General features: G+C 69.1%; 19 protein-coding genes. 8 read left to right on the top strand and 11 right to left on the bottom strand.

Annotated elements, in window-relative coordinates:
• Positions 1-38 precede the first annotated feature (38 nt).
• From trxA to F9C12_RS32630, 4 genes are all read right to left on the bottom strand, one after another.
• Positions 39-347 (bottom strand): thioredoxin, encoded by a 309-nt coding sequence (gene trxA / locus F9C12_RS32645; RefSeq protein WP_409462921.1) that lies wholly within the window; start codon positions 345-347, stop codon positions 39-41.
• A complete protein-coding gene (locus F9C12_RS32640; protein ID WP_409462920.1) occupies positions 344-742 on the bottom strand; it encodes a MerR family transcriptional regulator in 399 nt (132 codons plus the stop codon). The genes trxA and F9C12_RS32640 overlap by 4 nt, the downstream gene beginning before the upstream one ends.
• A 29-nt stretch (positions 743-771) precedes the next feature.
• Positions 772-1,968, bottom strand: a complete 1,197-nt coding sequence (locus F9C12_RS32635; RefSeq protein ID WP_409462919.1) for an FAD-dependent monooxygenase — start codon at positions 1,966-1,968, stop codon at positions 772-774.
• An 84-nt stretch (positions 1,969-2,052) separates the two neighbouring features.
• A complete protein-coding gene (locus F9C12_RS32630; protein WP_409185587.1) occupies positions 2,053-2,508 on the bottom strand; it encodes a MarR family winged helix-turn-helix transcriptional regulator in 456 nt (151 codons plus the stop codon).
• A 53-nt stretch (positions 2,509-2,561) separates the two neighbouring features.
• Between F9C12_RS32630 and F9C12_RS32625 the strand changes: the two genes are divergently transcribed.
• Positions 2,562-3,386: a class I SAM-dependent methyltransferase gene (locus F9C12_RS32625; protein WP_409462918.1), complete on the top strand. Its 825-nt coding sequence runs from the start codon at positions 2,562-2,564 to the stop codon at positions 3,384-3,386.
• 79 nt (positions 3,387-3,465) lie between these two features.
• Positions 3,466-4,941 (top strand): alpha/beta hydrolase, encoded by a 1,476-nt coding sequence (locus F9C12_RS32620; protein ID WP_409462917.1) that lies wholly within the window; start codon positions 3,466-3,468, stop codon positions 4,939-4,941.
• Between the two features lie 60 nt (positions 4,942-5,001).
• On the opposite strand, the gene F9C12_RS32615 is transcribed toward F9C12_RS32620, so the two are convergent.
• The 3 genes from F9C12_RS32615 to F9C12_RS32605 form a co-directional block, all read right to left on the bottom strand.
• Positions 5,002-5,409 (bottom strand): hypothetical protein, encoded by a 408-nt coding sequence (locus F9C12_RS32615; RefSeq protein WP_409185584.1) that lies wholly within the window; start codon positions 5,407-5,409, stop codon positions 5,002-5,004.
• Between the two features lie 66 nt (positions 5,410-5,475).
• Positions 5,476-6,858 (bottom strand): aspartate aminotransferase family protein, encoded by a 1,383-nt coding sequence (locus F9C12_RS32610; protein WP_409462916.1) that lies wholly within the window; start codon positions 6,856-6,858, stop codon positions 5,476-5,478.
• Positions 6,859-7,026: 168 nt separating this feature from the next.
• Positions 7,027-7,512 carry an Lrp/AsnC family transcriptional regulator gene (locus tag F9C12_RS32605; protein ID WP_409185582.1) on the bottom strand — a complete coding sequence of 162 codons (486 nt, stop codon included), beginning with the start codon at positions 7,510-7,512 and terminating at the stop codon, positions 7,027-7,029.
• Positions 7,513-7,700: 188 nt separating this feature from the next.
• Here F9C12_RS32605 and F9C12_RS32600 point away from each other — a divergent pair, with 188 nt between their 5' ends.
• The gene (locus tag F9C12_RS32600; protein WP_409185581.1) at positions 7,701-9,071 is read left to right on the top strand and encodes an APC family permease; all 1,371 of its coding nucleotides are present in this window, start codon (positions 7,701-7,703) and stop codon (positions 9,069-9,071) included.
• 125 nt (positions 9,072-9,196) lie between these two features.
• Here the strand turns inward: F9C12_RS32600 and rho are convergent, their stop codons facing one another.
• The 4 genes from rho to F9C12_RS32580 form a co-directional block, all read right to left on the bottom strand.
• Positions 9,197-10,264: a transcription termination factor Rho gene (gene rho / locus F9C12_RS32595; protein ID WP_409462915.1), complete on the bottom strand. Its 1,068-nt coding sequence runs from the start codon at positions 10,262-10,264 to the stop codon at positions 9,197-9,199.
• A gap of 296 nt (positions 10,265-10,560) precedes the next feature.
• The gene (locus F9C12_RS32590; protein WP_409462914.1) at positions 10,561-11,325 is read right to left on the bottom strand and encodes an ArsR/SmtB family transcription factor; all 765 of its coding nucleotides are present in this window, start codon (positions 11,323-11,325) and stop codon (positions 10,561-10,563) included.
• Between the two features lie 107 nt (positions 11,326-11,432).
• A complete protein-coding gene (locus tag F9C12_RS32585; protein WP_409462913.1) occupies positions 11,433-12,887 on the bottom strand; it encodes a M81 family metallopeptidase in 1,455 nt (484 codons plus the stop codon).
• Positions 12,884-14,029 (bottom strand): ROK family protein, encoded by a 1,146-nt coding sequence (locus F9C12_RS32580; RefSeq protein ID WP_409185577.1) that lies wholly within the window; start codon positions 14,027-14,029, stop codon positions 12,884-12,886. Before F9C12_RS32580 ends, F9C12_RS32585 begins: the two co-directional genes overlap by 4 nt.
• A 150-nt stretch (positions 14,030-14,179) precedes the next feature.
• Here F9C12_RS32580 and F9C12_RS32575 point away from each other — a divergent pair, with 150 nt between their 5' ends.
• From F9C12_RS32575 to F9C12_RS32555, 5 genes are read left to right on the top strand one after another with little or no spacing between them, the layout of a single operon-like run.
• Positions 14,180-15,979, top strand: a complete 1,800-nt coding sequence (locus tag F9C12_RS32575) for a peptide ABC transporter substrate-binding protein (RefSeq protein ID WP_409462912.1) — start codon at positions 14,180-14,182, stop codon at positions 15,977-15,979.
• Positions 15,980-15,983: 4 nt separating this feature from the next.
• On the top strand, positions 15,984-16,943 hold the full coding sequence (locus F9C12_RS32570; protein WP_409462911.1) for an ABC transporter permease: 960 nt from the start codon (positions 15,984-15,986) through the stop codon (positions 16,941-16,943).
• Positions 16,940-17,770, top strand: a complete 831-nt coding sequence (locus F9C12_RS32565) for an ABC transporter permease (RefSeq protein WP_409462910.1) — start codon at positions 16,940-16,942, stop codon at positions 17,768-17,770. Before F9C12_RS32570 ends, F9C12_RS32565 begins: the two co-directional genes overlap by 4 nt.
• Positions 17,767-19,392, top strand: a complete 1,626-nt coding sequence (locus F9C12_RS32560) for a dipeptide ABC transporter ATP-binding protein (protein ID WP_409462909.1) — start codon at positions 17,767-17,769, stop codon at positions 19,390-19,392. Before F9C12_RS32565 ends, F9C12_RS32560 begins: the two co-directional genes overlap by 4 nt.
• Positions 19,389-20,306: an ROK family protein gene (locus F9C12_RS32555; protein ID WP_409185572.1), complete on the top strand. Its 918-nt coding sequence runs from the start codon at positions 19,389-19,391 to the stop codon at positions 20,304-20,306. Before F9C12_RS32560 ends, F9C12_RS32555 begins: the two co-directional genes overlap by 4 nt.
• Positions 20,307-20,342: the final 36 nt, after the last annotated feature.

Below are 20,342 nucleotides of genomic sequence, written 5' to 3'. Positions count from 1 at the left end.
GTCACCGGGCCACCGGGCAACCGGGGAAATCCACCGGTTCAGCCCAGAAGTTCGTCCAATTCCGCGAGCAGTTTCGCCTTCGGCCGGGCCCCGACGAACGACGCCACCGGGGCTCCGTCGCGGAACAGCATCAGCGTCGGCAGCGCCATCACCTGATAGGCGCGCATCGTTTCGGGGTTTTCGTCCGTATTCAGCGCGCGCACGGTGAGTCCGGGGCGCTCCGCGGAAATCTCGGCGAGCACCGGCGCGATCATCCGGCACGGCGGGCACCAGTCGGCGGTGAAATCGACCAAAACGGGCTGGTCGTGTTCCAGCACGTCGGCGGCGAAGGTGGCGTCGGTGGTCATCGGGACTCCTCGAGTTCGGCAGGGGCGGCGCACGGATCGGCCGGGCGCGCGGTGGCGGCGGCGAGCTTGTCGAGCAGGGCGGAGCGGACCGCGGCGAGGTCGCGCATGCAGGCCTCGACCTCCTCCAGCTTCCGCCGGTACACCTCGACCGACGCCGGGCACGCGTCGCCCGCGTCGTGGCCGGTGCGGAGGCAGTCGACGAACGGGCGCGTGTCGTCGAGGCTGAACCCGACCGTGCGCAGGGTCTGGATTTCCCTGACCAGCCGCAGGTGGTTCTCGTCGTACTCGCGATAGCCGTTCGCCGCGCGCGCCGCCGGGAGCAGGCCCTGTGCCTCGTAGAAGCGCAGGGCCCGCGTGGTGGTCCCGGTCCGCTGAGCCAGTTCGCCGATCCGCATGTCTTCGACGCTAAACCTTGCCGTCCGCGTCAAGGCAAGGCATGCGCACGGGGTTGCGGGTATTCGCGGTACTTGACCGCGTTCGCCGCGCGGTTGCCCAGGTACTCGAAGACGCGGCGGCCGATCGGGCCGGCCAGCGAACGGTACATCCGGTTGCGCTTGCGCAGTTTTTCTTCGGTGGCCGGGACCAGGAAGTCGCCCGAACCGGCTCCGTTGCGCTGTCCGACGCGGGCGGGCTTGCGCAACCGCTGCTCGTAGCGAGCGAACGCGGTGACGTGGTCGTCGGCCGCGGCCAGCTCCCCGGCGAGCACCTGCGCGCCCATCATCGCGAGGCCGGTGCCGGATCCGCCCGGTCCGGCGCACCAGGCGGCGTCGCCGAGCAGTACCACGCGACCGCGCGACCAGCTGTCGAGCTTGATCTGGCCGACAGTGTCGAAGTACAGGTCAGGCGCGTCGGCCACGGCGGTGAGCAGCTGCGGGAGTTCCCATCCGGCGCCGGCGAAGACCTCGGTGACGATGTCCTTCTGCCGGGCCAGGTCGGGGCGGCCGTAGCCGTCCGGGTCGCCGCGGAAGGCGAGACCGACGGTGACCGTCGCCGGGTCGCGGTGGCTGGCGACGATCGCGCCGAGGCCGGGTTCGTTGTAGAGCAGGCCGGCGTGGTCGAGGCGCAGGTGGTTGGGCGCGGTGAACCCGGCGACGTGGTAGCCGAGGTCGGTGCGGAATTTCGCCTCCGGGCCGAACGCGGCCGTGCGCACGCCGGAGTGGACGCCGTCCGCGCCGACGACCAGGTCGAACCGGCGCGGCGCACCGTGGCGGAAGGTGACGTCGACGCCGTCGGCGGTCTCGGCGAGCGAGGTGACGCGGTCGCCGAAGACGTATTCGGTGTGGTCCTTGGTGTGCTCGTACAGGATGCGGGCGAGGTCGCCGCGCAGGACTTCCAGCTCGCCGTTGGTGAACCCGCTCGGCAGGGTGAACGCGGGTTTTCCGGCCGGGTCGAGCTGCACCTGCTCGCGCAGCGCGGTCTCGTGGTCCCGCAGGTCGTCGAGCAGGCCCATCGCTTCGACGAGCTTCATCTGCTCGCCGCGGAAGTCGACGGCCTGGCCGCCGGGCCGCAGCCGCGGCGCGGCCTCGACGACGGTCACCGAATAGCCGTACCGGTGCAGCCAGTAGGCGGCGGACGGGCCCGCGACGCTGGCGCCGGACACGAGAACGGTCTTGCTGGTCATCTCTGCTCCCCTGGATCGGTAGGCGATGCGGCAAGACTGCGGCGCACCGCTTACCGCGCCCGCACGGAGCGCTGACGAGCCCGGTCAGTCCTGCGCCAGCCGGGCGAGCATCCGGGAGAACACGCGGCCGAGCAGCTCCAGTTCGGGCCCGCTGACCTGGTCGAAGAAATACCGGCGCACGAGTTCGCCGTGCTGGTCCTTGGCCGCCGCGACCGCCGCCCGCCCGGCGTCGGTGAGCCGGACGTTCGCCCCGCGCGCGTCCTCGGTGCAGTTCTCCCGCGTGACCAGCCCGCGCTTGCACATCCGGCTCACGTGATGCGACAACCGGCTGCGGTCCCATTCGACGGTCGCGCCGAGTTCCCGCATCCGCAGCACGCCGTCCGGTTCGTTCGCGAGCGGCACGAGGAGGGCGTAGTCGGCCCCGGAGATCCCGGCGGCGCGCTCCAGCTGCCGGTCGAGCGCGCTGCCGAGCGCCCGCTGCACGCGCTGGTAGGAACACCAGACCTCGGCCTCGCGCCGATCGGTCGCCACGTCCGCCATCCGGTGATTCTACTAAGAGCGCGGGATTTCGCGTCGGTGCGTAAGTTGGGAGAGTGACCAGGTCCGCGCAAGAAACCTTCTTTCGTGCCTTCCACGCGAGCCATCCGGCGGTTACGTCGCGAATCTTCAGCGGCGGTCAGAACACCGGCGGGCGATCGAGCTACGAGCTTCTCCGGGACGAGATCGCCGGTGCGGGACGCGTGCTCGACCTCGCCTGCGGCGACGGATTTCTGCTCGACCTCCTTGCCGCGGCGGGACATCAGGCCGTCGGGATCGACCTGTCCAGTACCGATCTGGCCCTCGCCAAACAGCGTTCGGCGACGGCGGTGGAGGGGCGGGCGCAGCAACTGCCGTTCGCGGACCACGCTTTCGATGCCGGTGTCTCGCACATGGCGTTCATGCTGATGACTGACATCGACCAGGTGGCCGCGGAACTGGCTCGCGTACTGCGGCCGGGCGGGCAGCTCTCGCTTGTCCTCAGCGGCACCAGCGGCACCGCGGACAGAGGCGAAGCCCGCACGCTGTTCGGCAAGCTGTTGCGGGAAACCCTCTCCGAAGTCCCGGCTGAACAGCGGTTGTCTCCGCTCGGCGACAAGCGCACGAGGACGCGGGCCGGGCTGGACGAAATCCTCGGGGCGGCCGGGTTCGGCCCCGTTCAGTGGCGCACCGAGGAGATCGATTTCAGCGGTTCGCTCGATCAGGTCTGGGATTTCGTCTCGTCCGTCTACAACCTCTTCCCGCTGAGCGCAGCGGCTTCCAGCGCGCTGAAAACCGCCTTCTACACCGAAGCACCAGCACTGGCCCGGCCCGACGGACGAATTCCGCTTGTCTTCCCAATACATCTCGCCAGCACCCGAACCGTCCACAAAGGACAATGACCCGCCCTAGTGGCACCGGTCACCTTCTGGCAAGATCGAGGGCTCTGACGTCTCCAGTTCACGCCGAAGGGGCAGGGCATTGGGTCTGGGCAGGAAACTGGCCGTCGCCGCCGTCGCGGCGGTCACGTTGTTCACCGCGGCGCCGGCGAGCGCCTCGCCCGCCGCCATCGACTGGAAGCCGTGTCCTACCGCGCCGGGGGTCGAGTGCGGCAAGCTCACCGTGCCGCTCGACTGGGACCGTCCCGGCGACGGCACGATTCAGCTCGCGCTCGCGCGGCGCAAGGCCACCGATCCCGCGCACCGGATCGGTTCGGTGCTCATGGATCCGGGCGGGCCGGGCGGCGCGGGTGCGGGCGAGGTGCAGAGCGGCTGGTCGCTGTCGCCGAAGGTCGCCGCGCGGTTCGACACGGTCGGGTTCGATCCGCGCGGGGTCGGGGAAAGCACCGCGATCCAGTGCGGGCTCGACGAGATCACCGCGAAAAACCCGGTGCTGCCGAAGGATTCCGCCGAATTCCAGCAGCTGCTCGCGTACAACCGCGCGCTCGGCCGCAGCTGCGACCGGATCACCGGGCCGCTCGCCAGCCGCTCCGACACGCGCAGCGTGGTGCGCGACATGGACGCGATCCGCGCCGCGCTCGGCGACCAGAAGCTCACCTACTATGGCGTTTCCTACGGCACGCTGATGGGCCAGCAGTACGCCGAGACGTATCCGGACCGGGTGCGCGCGCTGGTGCTCGACAGCAACATGGACCACTCCATCCGCGGCACCTGGGAATTCCTGCGGGCGGAAACCCAGGCCACGCAAGAGTTGTTCGAGCAGTTCACCGGCTGGTGCGACCGGACGACGTCGTGCGCGCTGCACGGCCAGAACGTCCGCGCGGTGGTGGCGGACCTGTACGCCCGCGCCGAACGCGGCGAACTCGGCACCCCGGACGACCGGCTCGACCCGATGGCGTTCGTCGGCCTCGTCTCGCGGAACTTCTACGGCCCGACCTGGGACAAGCTCGCGAAGAGCCTGGTCGACCTGCGCGCCGGAAAACCGGCCGCGGCGGCCTTCGCCAAGGACGACCTCCCCATCCCGGACCCGTTCGCCAGCATCTTCTGCTCCGACTGGCGGCTGCCGATCGACAGCTACTCGCAGCTCGAACACTACCGGCGCGCGCTCTCCCGGGTCTCGCCCGACCTGCACTTCTCGCCGCTGGGCTGGACCGCGGCGGCCGGATGCGCCGGCTGGCCGAGCCCGGTGCGCAACCCGCAGCACCCGCTGTCGATCCGGCCGGGCGTGCCGATGCTGATCCTGAACAGCCGCTACGACCCGGCCACGCCGTACAGCTGGGCGGTGCGCGCGGCGCAGCAGTCCGGCGCGCCGCTGCTCACCTACGACGGCTGGGGCCACGGCGCGTACTTCAAGAAGAGCCAGTGCGTCACGGACGCCGCGGACGCGTTCCTGATCGACGCCGCGTTCCCGGGCCGCGGCAAGCATTGCCCGGCGGTCGAGCCGGAAGTCCAGTCCAGGATGGACGGTGTGCGGCCGCCGATTACGCAGCTGTACTGAGCCGGCGGCAAGCGGGGCCCTGATCGGATCAGGGCCCCGCTTGTTCGCCGTTCCGTCAGCTCAGTAGTCGTCACGCCCGGTGAACTGCTGTTCCAGCAGCTCGGCCGAACCGGCGACGAGTTCGAGCGGATCGGTGAACTCGTTGAGGTCGAGGTTCAGCAGCGGCAGCGAATGCCGCAGCACGAGGTGCTCGCCCATCACCACGAGCCCGCCGACCACCAGCGTCTGGCCTACCTCGGTGAGCACGGTGAGCAGATCCACCTCGTCCACGCGGGCGAACGGGGTCGCGATCTGCACCCAGTCCTCGCGCTGGTCGAAAATCTCCCTGGCGATCACCACGACCTGCGCGCGTCCCGTCGTCTCCGCGTCGTCGCCGAACAGGACCCGGATCCGGATTTCGCCCGGGTCGTCCCGGATCACCCGGTAGGTCTGCCTGATGTAGGCGACCAGGTCATTCCACTCCGCCACGCGCTTTCCTCCCGTTGGTAGGCAACGAAGATCAGCGTAGCGGGACAACCCGCGCGGCAGCGGGCGTCAGAGCAACTTCCACGCTCCGGTGAGCGCCTCGCGCAGAATCTGCTCCATCTCGTCGAACTGCGGCTGGTCGCAGATCAACGGCGGCGACAGCTGGACCACCGGCTCGGCGCGGTCGTCGGCACGGCAGTAGAGACCGCCCTCGAACAGTGCGTTCGACAGATAACCGCGCAGAATGCGTTCCGATTCCTCGGCGGTGAAGGTCTCCTTGGTCGCTTTGTCCTTGACGAGTTCGATGCCGTAGAAGAATCCGGTGCCACGGACGTCGCCGACGATCGGCAGATCGGTCAACCGGTCGAGGGTCGCCCGGAAGGCGGTTTCCTTTTCGAGTACATGGCCGTAAAGGTTTTCGCGCTCGATCAGGTCGAGGTTGGCCAGTGCGACCGCGCACGAAACCGGATGGCCGCCGTAGGTCGAGCCGTGCATGAAGGTCGCCTCGCCGCCGGCGAACGGCTCCATCAGCTTCTCGCTCGCGAGCACCGCGCCGAGCGGCGCGTAACCCGAGGTCAGCCCCTTGGCGGTGGTGATGAGGTCCGGCTGGTAGCCGTACCGTTTGGCCGCGAAATCGTAGCCGATCCGGCCGAACGCGCAGATCACCTCGTCGGAGACCAGCAGCACGTCGTGTTTGTCGCAGATCTCGCGGACTCGTTCGAAATACCCGGGCGGCGGGACAAAGCAGCCACCGGTGTTTTGCACGGGTTCGAGGAATACCGCGGCGACCGTGTCCGCGCCCTCGAATTCGATGGCCTGTTCGATTTGGTCGGCAGCCCAGCGGCCGTAAGCCTCGTAATCGTCGGCGTGCTCGGGTGCGCGATAGAAGTTCGTGTTCGGCACGCGCAGAGTGCTCGGCACGAGCGGTTCGAAATCGGCCTTCGCGCCCGGAATTCCGGTGATGGACAACGCGCCCTGCGACGTGCCGTGATACGCCAGCGCGCGGCTGATCACCTTGTGCTTAGTGGGTTTTCCGGTCAGCTTGAAGTACTGCTTGGCGAGTTTCCACGCCGTTTCCACGGATTCGCCGCCGCTGACGGTGAAGAACACGCGGTTGAGGTCGCCCGGCGACGCGGCGGCCAGGCGTTCGGCCAGTTCGAGCGCGGGCGGATGCGCGTGCCCCCAGAGCGGGAAGTACGCGAGCTGTTTCGTTTGGCGCGCGGCGGCTTCGGCCAGTTCCTCGCGGCCGTGGCCGACCTGCACCGCGAACAGCCCAGCGAGACCGTCGAGGTAGCGCTTGCCGGTGTCGTCCCAGACGTAGGTGCCCTCGCCGCGCACGATCACCGGGAAGTGCTCGGCCTGGCTGTGCCGGGTGAAGTGCAGCCAGAGGTGGTCGGATGCGGCGGCGCCCTGGACGGTGGCGATCCCGGCGGGTTCGGCGGTCGTGGTCATGGCTCCTCGAAACGGGCCTCGAAGCTGCCGGCACGCACCGTGGCGTACCGGCCGGACTTCTCGGTTATCGCACGAGCTGCCGCCGCTTGGCAAGCGGATCAGTCGTCGCTACCACCCACAACGACTAATTTCAGCAGTCTCATCGGGACAGACCTTCGGATTTCGTCGTCACCGCCGATGCGTGCCCCACTGGTACGACTGTTTCCGCAGCTTGAGGTACACGAGCGTCTCCGCGGTGCGCACTCCGGGCAGCGTCCGGATGCGGTTGGAGATCACGTCGAGCAGCGCCTCGTCGTCGGCGCAGAGCACCTCGCACAGCACGTCGAAGCGGCCGGCGCAGAGCACGACGTAGTCGATCTCGTCCATTTCGGCCAGTGCGTCGGCGACCGGATCGAGCGGGCCGTCGACGGTGATCGCGACCATCGCCTGGCGGAAAAGCCCGACCTGCAAGGGATCCGACACCGCGACGATCTGGATGACGCCCGAATCGGACAGCCGCTGCACCCGCTGGCGGACCGCCGCCTCGGACAGTCCGACGGCCTTGCCGATCGTCGCGTACGGCCGCCGTCCGTCCTCTTGCAACTGGGCGATGATCTGCTTCGAGATGTCGTCGACCACCGGCGGCGCGGGCCGGTTCGGGTCCTGGCTCTGCATCCCGGGATCATCTCCACTCGGCCCCCTCGCGGGCAACCGGGGGCGTGGCAGATCGTCGCGCTGAGTGTCCAGATGGGCCGTCCGCCCGCGGGTCCGACAACGGATTTCGTCGTCTTTCCGGCGTTGACAACGGCAAATCCGTCCTGTTCCATCCGTCGAACTCAAGCGCCGCCGACGGAGGGATCCCCATGCCGCCTCATCCGGTCCCCGTCCAGACCGACACTGCCGCCGGTTCGCCCGCGCGCCGCTCGCTGACCAGATCGATCGGGGTCGGCGGCGGAACTCTGCTGACGCTCAGCTGCGTGACCCCGGCGTCGTCGCTGTTCGTCCTCGTCCCGCCGTTGTTCGGCTCGCTCGGCACCGGCACCGCGCTGGCCATCGGGCTCGCCGTGCTGCTGTGCGTGGGAATCGCGTTCTGCTATTCCGAACTCGGCACACTGGTCCCGAGTTCGGGCGGCGAGTACGCCATGGTGTCCACAGTGGTCAGCCGGTTCGCCGGATGGATCACCTTCATGCTGTCGTTCATCGTGATCCTGGTGGTGCCGCCGATCATCGCGATTGGCGTCGCCGACTACCTGGCCGTGCTCGTGCACGTCGATCCGTCGGTGGCGGGAGCGCTGGTGATGCTGGCCTCCACCGGGATGGGCCTGGTGAACCTGCGCTCGAACGCCTGGCTGACCGGGATCTTCCTGGTGATCGAGATCGTCGCGATCGTCGTGGTGTCGGTGCTCGGATTCGCGCACACGGACCGGCCGGCCGCGGTGCTCGTGCGGCCCAGCATGGACGGCGTGCACCCGATCGCGCTGGTCTCGGTGATCGCCGGGCTGGCGGTGGCGTTGTTCGTGGTGCAGGGGTTCTCGACCGCGGTGTATCTCGCGGAGGAAATGCGGGAGCCGCACAAGACGGTCTCGCGGACCGTGTTCTGGACGCTCGGGGTCAGCGCGGTGGTCATCCTGGTGCCGGTCGTGGCGATTACGCTGGGCGTGCCGGATCTGGCGACGCTCGGGAACCTCGATCTGACCGCGCTCGTGGTGAGCTGGAGCAGTTCGACGTTCGGCACGATCGTCAGCCTGTGCATCGCGGCGGCGATCGTGAACGCGGTGATCGTGATGGTGATCCAGAACTCGCGCGTGCTGTACGCGTCGGGCCGGGATCACGCCTGGCCGGAACCGGTGAATCGCGCGTTGAGCGTGGTGAGCCCGCGATTCGGCGCGCCGTGGGTGGCGACGCTCGTGGTCGGCGTCTCGGAAGCGGTGCTGTGTTTCGTGCCGGTGGAAACGCTGAGCGGCGTGACCGGGGTGGCTGTGGTGGCGCTGTACCTGGCGATCGCGGTGAGCGTGCTGTGGGCGCGGCGTCCGGCGCACCGGCGTCCACACGTGTGGCGAATGCCGGGGTGGCCCGTGGTGCCGGTGGTCGTGGTGCTGGCGCTGGGGTACGTGCTGGTTTCGCAGAGCCTGCTGGACCTGGCTATTACCGCTGGGGTGCTGGTGGCTTCGGCGGGGTACTGGTGGGGGTACCTGCGTCGGCGGTCGGATCGGTGGCTGGTGACGGTTCCCTGATCCGAGGACGGACAGTTCGGTCGGGTGCCTTGAGGTCGAATCCGGCTTGGCCGAGGTGGTCGGTCAGCACTGGTTCTTCCTCGAGGTTGACCGCGACGAACGGGGTCCTGGTGCAGGCGTTCGCCTCAGGCGGCTTCGGCCGTCGGGACCGCCAGCGAAGCGTTCACCCGGGCGATGAATTCCGCATTGGACTTCGTCGTGCGGACCTGTTCCAGGAACTGTTCCGCGGCCCGCTTAGGGTCCTGGGTGGACAGCGCGCGGCGGACCTCGTTCATCACGGCCAGTTCCTGCGGCGGGACGATCAGCTCGTCGCGGCGGGTGCCGGAGCCGAAGAAATCTATTGCCGGGAACACGCGGTGGTCGGCGAGCATTCGGTCGAGACGGAGCTCCGAGTTGCCGGTGCTTTTCAGTTCCTCGAAGAACACCGTGTCCGCCAGCGAGCCCGTGCCGACCAGTGCGGTGGCGATGATGGTGAGCGAGCCGCCGCCTTCGATGTTCCTTGCCGCGCCTAGGATTTTCTTCATCGGGTGCAGTGCGCTGGCGTCGACGCCGCCGGACAGGATTCGGCCGGAGGTGCGGGCTGCCAGGTTGTACGCGCGGCCGAGGCGGGTCAGGGAATCCAGCAGCAGCACGACGTCTCGGCCGGTTTCGACCAGGCGTTTCGCGCGTTCCAAGGCGAGTTCGGCGACGGCGGTGTGCTCGGCCGGTTTGCGGTCGAAAGTGGACGCGACTACCTCGCCGTGCACAGAGCGGGTCATGTCGGTGACTTCTTCGGGACGCTCGTCGGCGAGCAGCACCATGAGGTGCGCCTCCGGGTGGTTGACCGCCACTGCTTGCGCGATCGCTTGCAGCACAGTGGTTTTCCCGGTGCGCGGCGGGGCGACGACCAGGGCGCGCTGGCCCTTGCCCAGCGGTGCCACGAGGTCGAGGACGCGCGTGGTGAGCTGGTGCCGGCTGGTTTCGAGGACCAGTCGCTGGTTCGGGTGAATGGGGGTGAGCTGGTCGAAATCGGGACGCTTTTCTCCGGGCGGGCGGCCGTTGACCGAGACGAGTTCTCCGTCGTCGAGGACGAGTTCGTCGCCGCGGCGCAGGCCGTGCGTGCGGATCAGGGACTGTGGCACGGACGGGCCGCCGGGGGCGTATCCCAAGGTGGCGGTCTTGCCGTGGAGGTCGAGAATTCCTTGCTGTGTCATGGTTTGGGCTCCTTGAGCGGGGACAGTCGACGCGGAACGCGGACCGCCGGATGAGACGAAGCGGGTCAGGCGACGAGCTTCGGGAAAGACGCCAATCCTCGTCGCGCGAACTCACGCTGGCGGAGGGGCGGAACCCCGGGGCGGCGGGGCCGACTTCCTGGGGTATGCGGTGAGAGTAGCGCATCGGTTCCGGCCGCACAAGCGAAAGGGGCCTCGTGAGCGTTTACGCCGGTGGGAACCGGCATCGCCACTCACAAGACCCCAACGCGCCCTGCCGCTGATCTATTCCGCGGCGGTCACAGCATCTCCCACGGAGCCTGCGGCAGCACGTGCCCGGTCTCCAGCAGCGACTTCAGGTTCGACAGCACCGCCGCCCAGCCGCCGGACACGTCCTGGTGCGCCTTCTCGTCCGGCAGGTCCTCGTGGGTCACCGTCAGCCGGACGATGCCCTCGTGCTGCTCGATGTCGAACATCGCACGCGACGGTTCCCGGCCCTTCGGGCCGTTCGGCTCGTGCCAAGTGGTGACCAGGCGCTTCGGCGGCACCGCCTCGAGCACCTCGCCCTCGACGTCGGCCACCCCGGACCCGTCGGCCCGCACGTGCGCCCACCGCGAACCCTTCTGCCAGTCGGATTCGTTGCGGTGGCCCCAGTACTGGGCGGTCAGCTCGGGGTCGGTGAGCGCCTGCCACACCTTCTCCGGCGTGCTCTCGATGTAGGTCACATACACAAAACTCGGCTTCATGGCTTCCTCTGCTCGACGTTTGACGGCACTGAGCATCCGCAGCCGCGGCTGCTCGAACCGGTTCACCCACCGCTCCTGCATTTCGTGCAGCGGCACCGGATTCAGGTAGTGCAGCTTTTCCCGGCCGCGGCGCACGCTGCTCACCAGATTCGCCGCCTCCAGCACGGCGAGGTGCTGGGTCGCGGACTGCCGCGTCATCTCCAGCCGGCGGCACAGCTCGCCCAGCGTCTGCCCGTTGTCCTCGCGCAGCTGGTCGAGCAGGTACCGGCGAGTCGGATCCGCCAGTGCCTTGAACACTTTGTCCAGGTCAGCTTGCACACATACAGTAAGGCAGGCAAATACCTGCCTGTCAAGCCAGCGTCCTCGAAAGCAGGTCAGCACCGAGGCGGGTTACGGACCGCCCCAGCGTTGACTACTCAGAGTGCTCAGAAGACCTCGGGGATGAGCGAAGGAGCCGCCATGTCGGGGTCGAACGGGAACATCGGCCGGACGATGCCGGAGTGGCCCAGCCGGAGCAGGTCTTGGTCGACGCCGCCGGGGGTGAGGGCCAGCAGCCAGTCCGCGGCCATGTCGTACAGCTCCGGCTCGAGGTAGCCGATCTTCACGATCACCACGTCCGCCTCGCGCGGGCGGAGGCCGAGCGCGTGGAAGTCGGATTCGAGGTGATACGGCTTGCGACGCGCGGTCACGATCACCCGCAAGCCGCCGACGGCCAGCACCACCGCGGTTCCGGCCACCGGATCGTCGGCGTCGATCGCCTCCACCCGTGCGGTGAGCGCGACCGGACCGTGCGGCCCGGAGTCGACCTTTCCGCCCAGTGCCACGGAAATCGTCGCCCCGACTCCGGCCTCCACGGCCGCCGCGACAGCTTCGGGGTCCACAATGGCCGCGTACAAAGTGGTCAGCGAAGAGTCCACAATGGCCGGTGTGTTGAGCAGGACGTCCAGACTCCACGACGTGTCCCCGGCACCGCCAGCGGTCGGGTTGTCGCCGGAATCGCTGATGAAGAACGGCCTCGATGGCGAAGCCACCGCCTGGGCAAGACATTCCGGCAGAGTGCCGGTCGGAGCGACGAAGGCGAAATCGTGCCGAGCGTCCCAATAGGACTGTGCGAGCCGCTCGGCTTCCTTGGTGATCAGCGGGACGTCGTCGCCCATCACCACCACCGCGGCCTGACAGCGCGGTTCGTCCGCCCACGCGTAGCCGACCCAGATCGCCGCGTCCAGCACTCCGTCCAGCGCTTCCACGGAATCCACTGCCGCGTAAACACTCTTCGCCGGTTCGAGCCGGGTGCTGGTCTTCTCCCCCGGCAACAGGACCGGAACCTGCACCCACGCCTTCTTCGGCCGGCCGCCGGACCGCAGCCGCGACACGAGATTCCGCACGGCCCGCTCGCGCGTCTCCCACGCGTCCTCGTGCGGGGCCATCCGATAGCAGGTGATCAGGTCCAGTGCGGTGACCAGTTCCCGCGAAACGTTGCCGTGCAAGTCCATCGACGCCGACACCAGGACGTCCGGGCCGACAATGGACCGGATCTCCCGCGCGAGCGAAGCCTCCACATCGGACCGTCCGACGACGCTCATCGCACCGTGGATGTCGAAGAACAACCCGTCCAGCTCGCCCGCCGAACGCAGCCGGTCCAGGATTTCCCCGGACAGCTCGGCGTAAGCCTCCTCGGTGACCGCGCCGCCGGGAAGCGACCGAGCGTCGACCAGCGGCACCCACTCGACATCGCGCGCCCAGTCCGCGTCGAGAAAGTCGTAGCGGGCAAGCAAAGCGGAACCGCGCAGCACCCGGAAGTCGTCCACAGTGGACCGATGCGGCGAGAAGGTACTCGATTCGATGGCGATTCCGGTGATCCCGACCCGCAGCTTCTTCATCGTCCACTCCGTTTGATCGCTTGCTCGAACACCGCGTCCAGCGCGAGCGCGCCCGCGCCGTAAAGTCCCGCGTCCGCACCGAAGCGCACCCGGTCGATCCGCAATTCCCTGGTAGCCAGGGGAAGACACCGTTCGTACAGCGCGCCGCGCACGGCCGCGACGAACGCTTCCGAACCGGACAGCGCACCGCCGAGCAGCACTTCGTCCGGGTTGCTGAAGTTGACCACCGTGGCCAGCACCTCGCCGAGCCGCAGCCCGGCGCGTCGCACGGCCGTGGTCGCCTCGGGATGTCCGTCCTCGGCGGTGGCCATCACCTGCGCGGTGGTTTCCAGCTTCAATCCCTGCGCCCGCAGCTGTTCGACGAGCGCGGCGCCGCTGGCCACCACTTCCAGGCAGCCGCGATTCCCGCAGGTGCACGGCTGGTCCTCGGCCGCGGGCACGCGGACATGGCTGATGTCGCCCGCGACCCCGGCCCGGCCGCGGTAAAGCTCGCCGCCCAGCACGATTCCCGACCCGATGCCGGTACCGGCCTTCACCACCAGCAACGTCCGGCCGGGCGCGCCGGAGACGGATTCGCCCAGCGCCAGCATGTTCGCGTCGTTGTCCACGACCACCGGCAGCTCGAAATGCCCGGCGAGCGCTTCCCGCACCGCGAAACCACGCCAGCCGGGCATCCGCGACGGCAGCGTGATGGTGCCCGCGTCGACGTCCACCGGACCGGGGAACGCGACGCCGAGACCGAGCGCGCGGCCCGGGCAATCCGCGCCTGCCATCACATCGCGCACCGCGGCCGCGAGCCCGGCGACCAGTTCGCGCGGCTCCTGGCTGATGTCCAGCGGCCGCTCGTGCACCTCGAGCAGGTGGCCCGCGATGTCGAGCGCGCCGATCCGCACGTGCCGCGAACCGACGTCGGCGGCCCAGACGTGGCCGAACTCCGCGTTGACCGACAGCAGCTTCGGCCGCCGCCCGCCCGCGGACCGGCCCTCGCCGGACTCGGTCAGCACCCCGGCGGACAGCAGCGCCTGCGTGCGCACCGACACCGTCGATTGCGGCAGCCCGAGCGCTCGCGCCAGGTCCATGCGCGACGTCGCGTGGCCGTGCGCGACCAGCCACAACAGCCGCAGCGGTCCGGCCGGATCCACCGCGTCACCTCTTTCATCAGAACTGATGTAACAAAACTATGCGACCGGACTCTTGGCAATTCCCGTCTCTCATGCGAGATTACTCGACAGCCAGGACACCGCATAGCACCTGGCACTGGTCTTTCATCAGAGTTGTTGGAAGTGATGCGAATGGCTCGACTCCCGTGGCGCGCCGCGCTCGGGGTCACGCTCGCCGCCGCGCTGGCGCTGTCCGGCTGCGCGGCGGGCCGGGAACCGCACGGCGGCGGTTCCGGCACCCCGAAAACCGGCGGGACCGTGCGGTTCGCGATGCCCCCGTCGGCGACGCCGAACTGGATCATGCCGTTCTCCATTCCCGGCTACAGCGGGTCGTACAACGGGATGATCCGGTCCACCATGTACGTGCCCCTGTACAGCTACGACGCCAGTTCCGGCTCGGTCACCCTGGACGACGCCGCGAGCGCCGCGAACGCGCCGAGCTACTCCCCCGACGGCAAGACCGTGACCATCACGCTCAAGCCGCTGACCTGGTCCACCGGCGAGCCGATGACCAGCCGCGACGTCGAGTTCTGGCTCAACCTCGCCCGCGCGGGCAAGGACAACTGGAGCAAGTATTCGAAGGGCCTGATCCCGGACAGCATCACCGGCTTCCGCGCCGTCGACGACCGCACGTTCACGTTCACCCTGGACAAGGCGTACAACCCGGACTGGTTCACCGCCAACCAGCTCAGCCTGATCGTCCCGATGCCGCACGCGTGGGACCGCACCAGCGCCGCGGGGCCGGTCGGCGACCACGACCGCACGCCCGGCGGCGCGAAGAAGGTCTTCGATTTCCTGGTGAGCCAAGCGAAACAGCTCGGCACCTACGCGACCAATCCACTGTGGAGAGTCGGGAATGGACCGTTCACGTTGGCCGGGTTCACCACGTCCGGCGAGGTGACGCTGCGGAAGAACCCGAAGTACACCGGCCCGGACCCGGCGAAGATCGACACCGTCCGGTTCCTGACCTTCACCAGCTCCTCGGCGGAGTACAACGTGCTGCGCGCGGGCGGCGTCGATTACGGCTACCTGCCGACGTCGAACCTCGGCCAGCGTTCGAAACTGGAGCAGCAGGGCTACCGGGTCGAACCGTGGAACGGCTGGTCCATCACGTATTCGCCGTACAACTTCAACAATCCGAAGCTGGGCAAGGTGTTCTCCCAGCTGTATGTCCGGCAGGCGATCCAGCACGCGGTCGACCAGGACGCCATCACCTCGGTGATCTGGCGCGGCGCCGCGCGCGTCGGCTACGGCCCGGTCCCGCAGGACAACGACACGAAGTACCTGTCGCCCAAGCAAAAGACCAATCCGTACCCGTTCGACCTGGACAAGTCGAGGCAGCTGTTCGCCGACCACGGCTGGAAACCCGGCTCGGACGGCGTCCTGCTCTGCGCGGACCCGGCGAAATGCGGTGAGGGCATCGCCCAAGGCACCCGCCTGTCGTTGACCATGCTGACCGAATCCGGTTCCGACGAGACCGACGGCACCATGCAGGAGCTGCGCTCGGAGCTGTCGAAGGTCGGCATCGAGATGAAGATCAACGCACAGCCGCTGAACACCGTGCTGGCCAACGGAACCACCTGCGAAGCGAAGGACCCGTCGTGCAGCTGGCAGCTGTCCTACTTCGGCACTCAGGGCAGCTGGTACTTCTCGGCGAACCCGAGCGGCGAGGAGCTGTTCGCGACCGGCGCGGGCACGAACTTCGGCGGCTACACCGATCCGAAGGCGGACAAGCTGATCGCGGCCACCAACCTGGCGTCGGACAACGGGGCGATGCTCGAGTACAGCGCTTACCTGGCCGAGCAGCTTCCGGTGCTGTGGCTGCCGAATCCGCCGTACCAGGTTTCGGCGATCGACACCGCGCTGCACGGCGTTTCCCAGGACCCGCTGGCCGGCCAGCTGCTTCCGCAACGCTGGTTCTGGACGAGGTGAGGACATGACGCGCTACATCCTCCGCCGGCTCGCGCTGGCCGTGGTGGTCGTGCTGCTGGTCACCGTGGTGACGTTCGTGCTGCTGCATTTGCTGCCCGGCGGCCCGGCCCGCGGCGTCCTCGGGGTGAAGGCCACCGAGGCGCAGATCGCCGCGTTCAACCACGCGCAAGGCTTCGACCAGCCGCTTCCGGTGCAGTACTGGGATTACCTGCTGCGCTTGCTGCGAGGCGACCTCGGCGAGTCGTACACGCAGAACTCGCCGGTCAGCACCCTGCTGGCCGAGCGGATGCCGAAAACCTTGCTGCTCACCGTGGTGTCCACCGCGCTCGCGATCCTCGTCGCGCTCCCGCTCGGGGTCTGGCAAGCGGTTCGCCGCGGCCGGACCGCGGATGTGCTCACCACGGCGATCACCTTCGTGCTCTACGCGACGCCGGTGTTTTTCCTGTCGCTAGTGCTGATCATCCTGTTCGCGCAGGTCTTGCCGTGGTTCCCGGCGCAGGCCGCCCAGGGCGAAACGATCGGCGAACTGCTGTCCCAACCAGGCGCGCTGGTCCTTCCAGTCCTCGCCGGGACCGGGGCCGCGCTCGCCGCGTTCAGCCGGTATATGCGGGCTTCCACTCTGGACAGTCTCGCCGAGGACTTCGTGCGCACCGCGCGAGCCAAGGGAACGCCGGAGCGCACGATCATCTGGCGGCACGTCTGGCCGAACTCGCTGACCTCGGTGGTTTCCATGCTCGGCTACTACGTGCCGGTGGTGTTCGGCGGTTCGCTGGTCGTCGAATCGATGTTCAACTACCCCGGCATCGGCCTGCTGTTCTGGACCGCGACCCGCACCGCCGATTTCCCGGTGCTGCTGGGCGTCGTGCTCGTGATCGCCGTGGCGACCGTGCTCGGCTCCCTGCTCGCGGACCTGCTCCAGCTGGCGATCGACCCGCGGGTGCGGGTGAAGGGAGCGCGGTCGTGACTGTCCTTTCGCGGCTGGTTGCCCGCAAATCCGCCGTCGTCGGAGCGATCCTGCTGCTGCTCGTGGTGGCGTTCTGTTTCCTCGGGCCGGTGTTCTACGGCACCGACCAGTCCCACACCGACCTCGCCTCGGCCCGCCTCGGACCGGGCGGAGCGCATCCGCTCGGCACCGACGACCTCGGCTACGACATCCTCGGCAGGCTGATGGTCGCCGGCCGGACGTCGCTGGTCATCGGCGTGCTCGCCGGGCTCATCGCGACCGCGATCGGCGCGGTGTGGGGCGCGGTCGCCGGGTACACCGGCGGCTGGCTCGACACCGTGCTGATGCGGATCGTCGACACCGGCGTCGCGATCCCGGCGCTGTTCCTGCTGCTGGTGGCCGCGACGCTGGTCACCCCGAGCGTCGGCGTGCTGGCCCTGCTGATCGGCGCGGTGTCGTGGCTGGTGCCCGCGCGGCTGATGCGCGCGGAAACGGTGAGCCTGCGCGAACGCGACTATATCCGCGCGATCACCGTGCTCGGCGCGAGCCGCACGCGCGTGGTGTTCCGGCACATCATTCCGAATGCGATCGGCACCGTGGTGGTGAACGCGACGTTCCAGATCGCCGACGCGATCCTGCTCGTGGCGTACGTCAGTTTCCTCGGCCTCGGCGTGCCCGCCCCCGATACCGACTGGGGCGCGATGCTGTCCAAAGGAATTACCTACACCTTCGACGGCGCGTGGTGGCTGATTCTGCCTCCGGGCATCGCGATCGTCCTGGTGGTGTGCGCGATCAACTTCCTCGGCGACGGGCTGCGCGACGCGTTCGCGGTGAAGGGGCGACGATGAGCGAAGCAGTGCTGGACATTCGTGACCTGCGGGTGTCCTATTCCGACGGCGCGACGGCGGTCGACGGGCTGAGCCTGTCGGTCGCGCCCGGCGAGATCGTGGCGGTGGTCGGCGAGTCCGGCTCCGGCAAGAGCACAGCGGCGCTCGCGGTGCTCGGGCTGCTGCCGGGCTCCGCGCGGGTCGCCGGGTCGATCGAACTGGCCGGGCAGAACGTGCTCGACCTGCGCGGCGAAGACCTGCGGAAACTGCGCGGGCCCGGTGCCGGGATGGTGTTCCAGGAGCCGATGACCGCGCTGAACCCGTTGCGGACCATCGGGTTCCAGCTCGCCGAGGCGATCCGCAACCACGATCCGGAGAAGCTGCGCCACCGCCGGTACTACGACCGGTGCGCCGAACTGCTCGACCGCGTCGGCGTGCCGGAACCGGCCGCGCGGCTCAAGCAGTACCCGCACGAGCTGTCCGGCGGGCTGCGGCAGCGCGTGATGATCGCGATCGCGCTCGCCGCCGGACCGAAGCTGATCATCGCGGACGAGCCGACCACCGCGCTCGACGTCACGGTGCAGCAGCAGATTCTCGACCTGCTGCGCGATATCCGCGACCGCGAAGGCACCGCGACTCTGCTGATCACGCACAACATGGGCGTGGTCGCCGATGTCGCGGACCGCGTCGCGGTGCTGCGGAACGGCAAGCTCGTCGAAGAAGCTCCGGCGGCAGAACTGTTCGAGGCGCCGAAGGCCGAATACACCCGGGAACTGCTGGCCGCGGTTCCGCAACTGGGTTCGTTCTCGCACGAACCAGCGGGCGAGGAAACCCGGAAGCCGGTGCTGGCGCTGTCGAAGGTGGTGGTCGAGTACAGCGGACGGCGGGTGGTGAACGACGTTTCCCTGTCCGTCTCACCCGGTGAGATCGTCGGGCTCGTCGGCGAATCCGGTTCGGGGAAAACCACGCTCGGGAACTGCGCGCTGGGCCTGGTCACACCGAAATCCGGCGCCGTCGAAGTGCTCGGCGGGCCGCTGCCGAAAGGCACCGGCCGTTCCGCGCGGGCGGTCCGGCGGCAGATCGGCGCGGTGTTCCAGGACCCGGCGTCGTCGCTCGACCCGCGGATGACGGTCGCGCAGACCGTCGCCGAACCGCTGGTGGTGCACACCTCGGCCGGCCGCAGCGAGCGCCGGCGGCGGGTGCGGGAACTCCTCGACGCGGTGGAGCTGCCGGAAAGCCTGCTCGACCGGTACGGGCACGAGCTGTCCGGCGGGCAGCGGCAGCGCGTGAGCCTCGCCCGCGCCCTGGTGCTGGGCCCGAAGCTGCTGATCGCCGACGAACCGACGAGCGCGCTGGACGTATCGGTGCAGGCAGCGGTGCTGGAGGTGTTCCGGCGGCTGCACCGCGAGTTCGGCTTCGGCTGCCTGTTCGTCAGTCACGACCTGGCGGTGGTCGACAGCCTGTGCGACCGGGTGGCCGTGCTGCGCGCGGGCGAACTGGTGGAGGAAGGGCCGGCGGACACGGTGTTGCGGACTCCGGAACACCCGTACACGCAGGCGTTGCTGCTTTCCTCGCCGGTGCCGGATCCGCAGCTGCAGCGAAGCCGGCGCGAGGCGCTGGCCGGCGCGGACCCCGCGGCGTGACGGGGTTGCGGGCCGGAGTCGACATCGGCGGGACGAAAACCCTGGTGGTGGTGTGCGACGAGGAAGGCAGGGAACTCGGGTCGGCGTCCGCGCCGTCGGAAGCGCACCGGGGCGGCGCGGCGATCCTCGACCGCGCGGCGGAGCTGGTCAGCTCGCTGGTGCCGGACCGCGCGGCGCTCGCCGGGGTCGGCGTCGGCGCGGCGGGCGTCGTCGACCCGGTGACCGGAACAGTGCTGGTCACCGGGGATTCGTTCACCGGATGGGCGGGCACGCCGGTCAACGCCGAGCTGTCCGCGCGGCTCGGCGGGGTGCCGGTGCGCACCGTCAACGACGTCGACGGCTTCCTGCTCGGCGAGCTGCTGCCGGGCGAGCGGAACGTGCTCGGCGTAGCGGTCGGGACCGGCGTCGGCGGCGCGTTGTTCGTGGACGGGCGGCTGCTGTACGGCGGCGCGACCGGGGCAGGCGAGATCGGGCACGTCGGCCGCTACGGGGAGGAACGCTGCACTTGCGGGCAGATCGGACACCTCGAGGCGTACGCGGCCGGACGGGCGTTGTCCCGCCGTTACGCCGAAGCGACCGGTCGAACCCGCCCCGCGGAGTCCGTCGCCGCGGAAGCGCTCGCCGGGGACCAGGCCGCGCAAGCGGTCTTCGCCGACGCGGGCCGGTTCCTCGGCCAGGCGATCGCGCACGCGGCCGGGCTGCTCGGCCTCTCGACCTGCGTGCTCGGCGGTTCGGTGGTCAAGTCCTGGGCCCTGCTGGAGAAACCGGTGCGGGAAGCGCTGCGGGAACGGCCGCTGCTGTCCGGGGAACCGGTGTCGATCCGGCTCGCCCGGCACGGGGCGAAATCCGTGGCGCTGGGCGCGGCCGGCCTCACTGATGGTATCCGGCGGTCACCGGACGTGAGCAACCCCTAAACCAGTCCTCTGTGGACCATCGAGAAAACCGCGGCC

The sequence above is a fragment of the Amycolatopsis sp. GA6-003 genome, from assembly GCF_046267895.1.
In the GTDB taxonomy this organism is placed as follows: domain Bacteria; phylum Actinomycetota; class Actinomycetes; order Mycobacteriales; family Pseudonocardiaceae; genus Amycolatopsis.
Note: the sequence above shows the minus strand (reverse complement) of the source record. Positions and strands in the feature narration are given on the sequence as shown.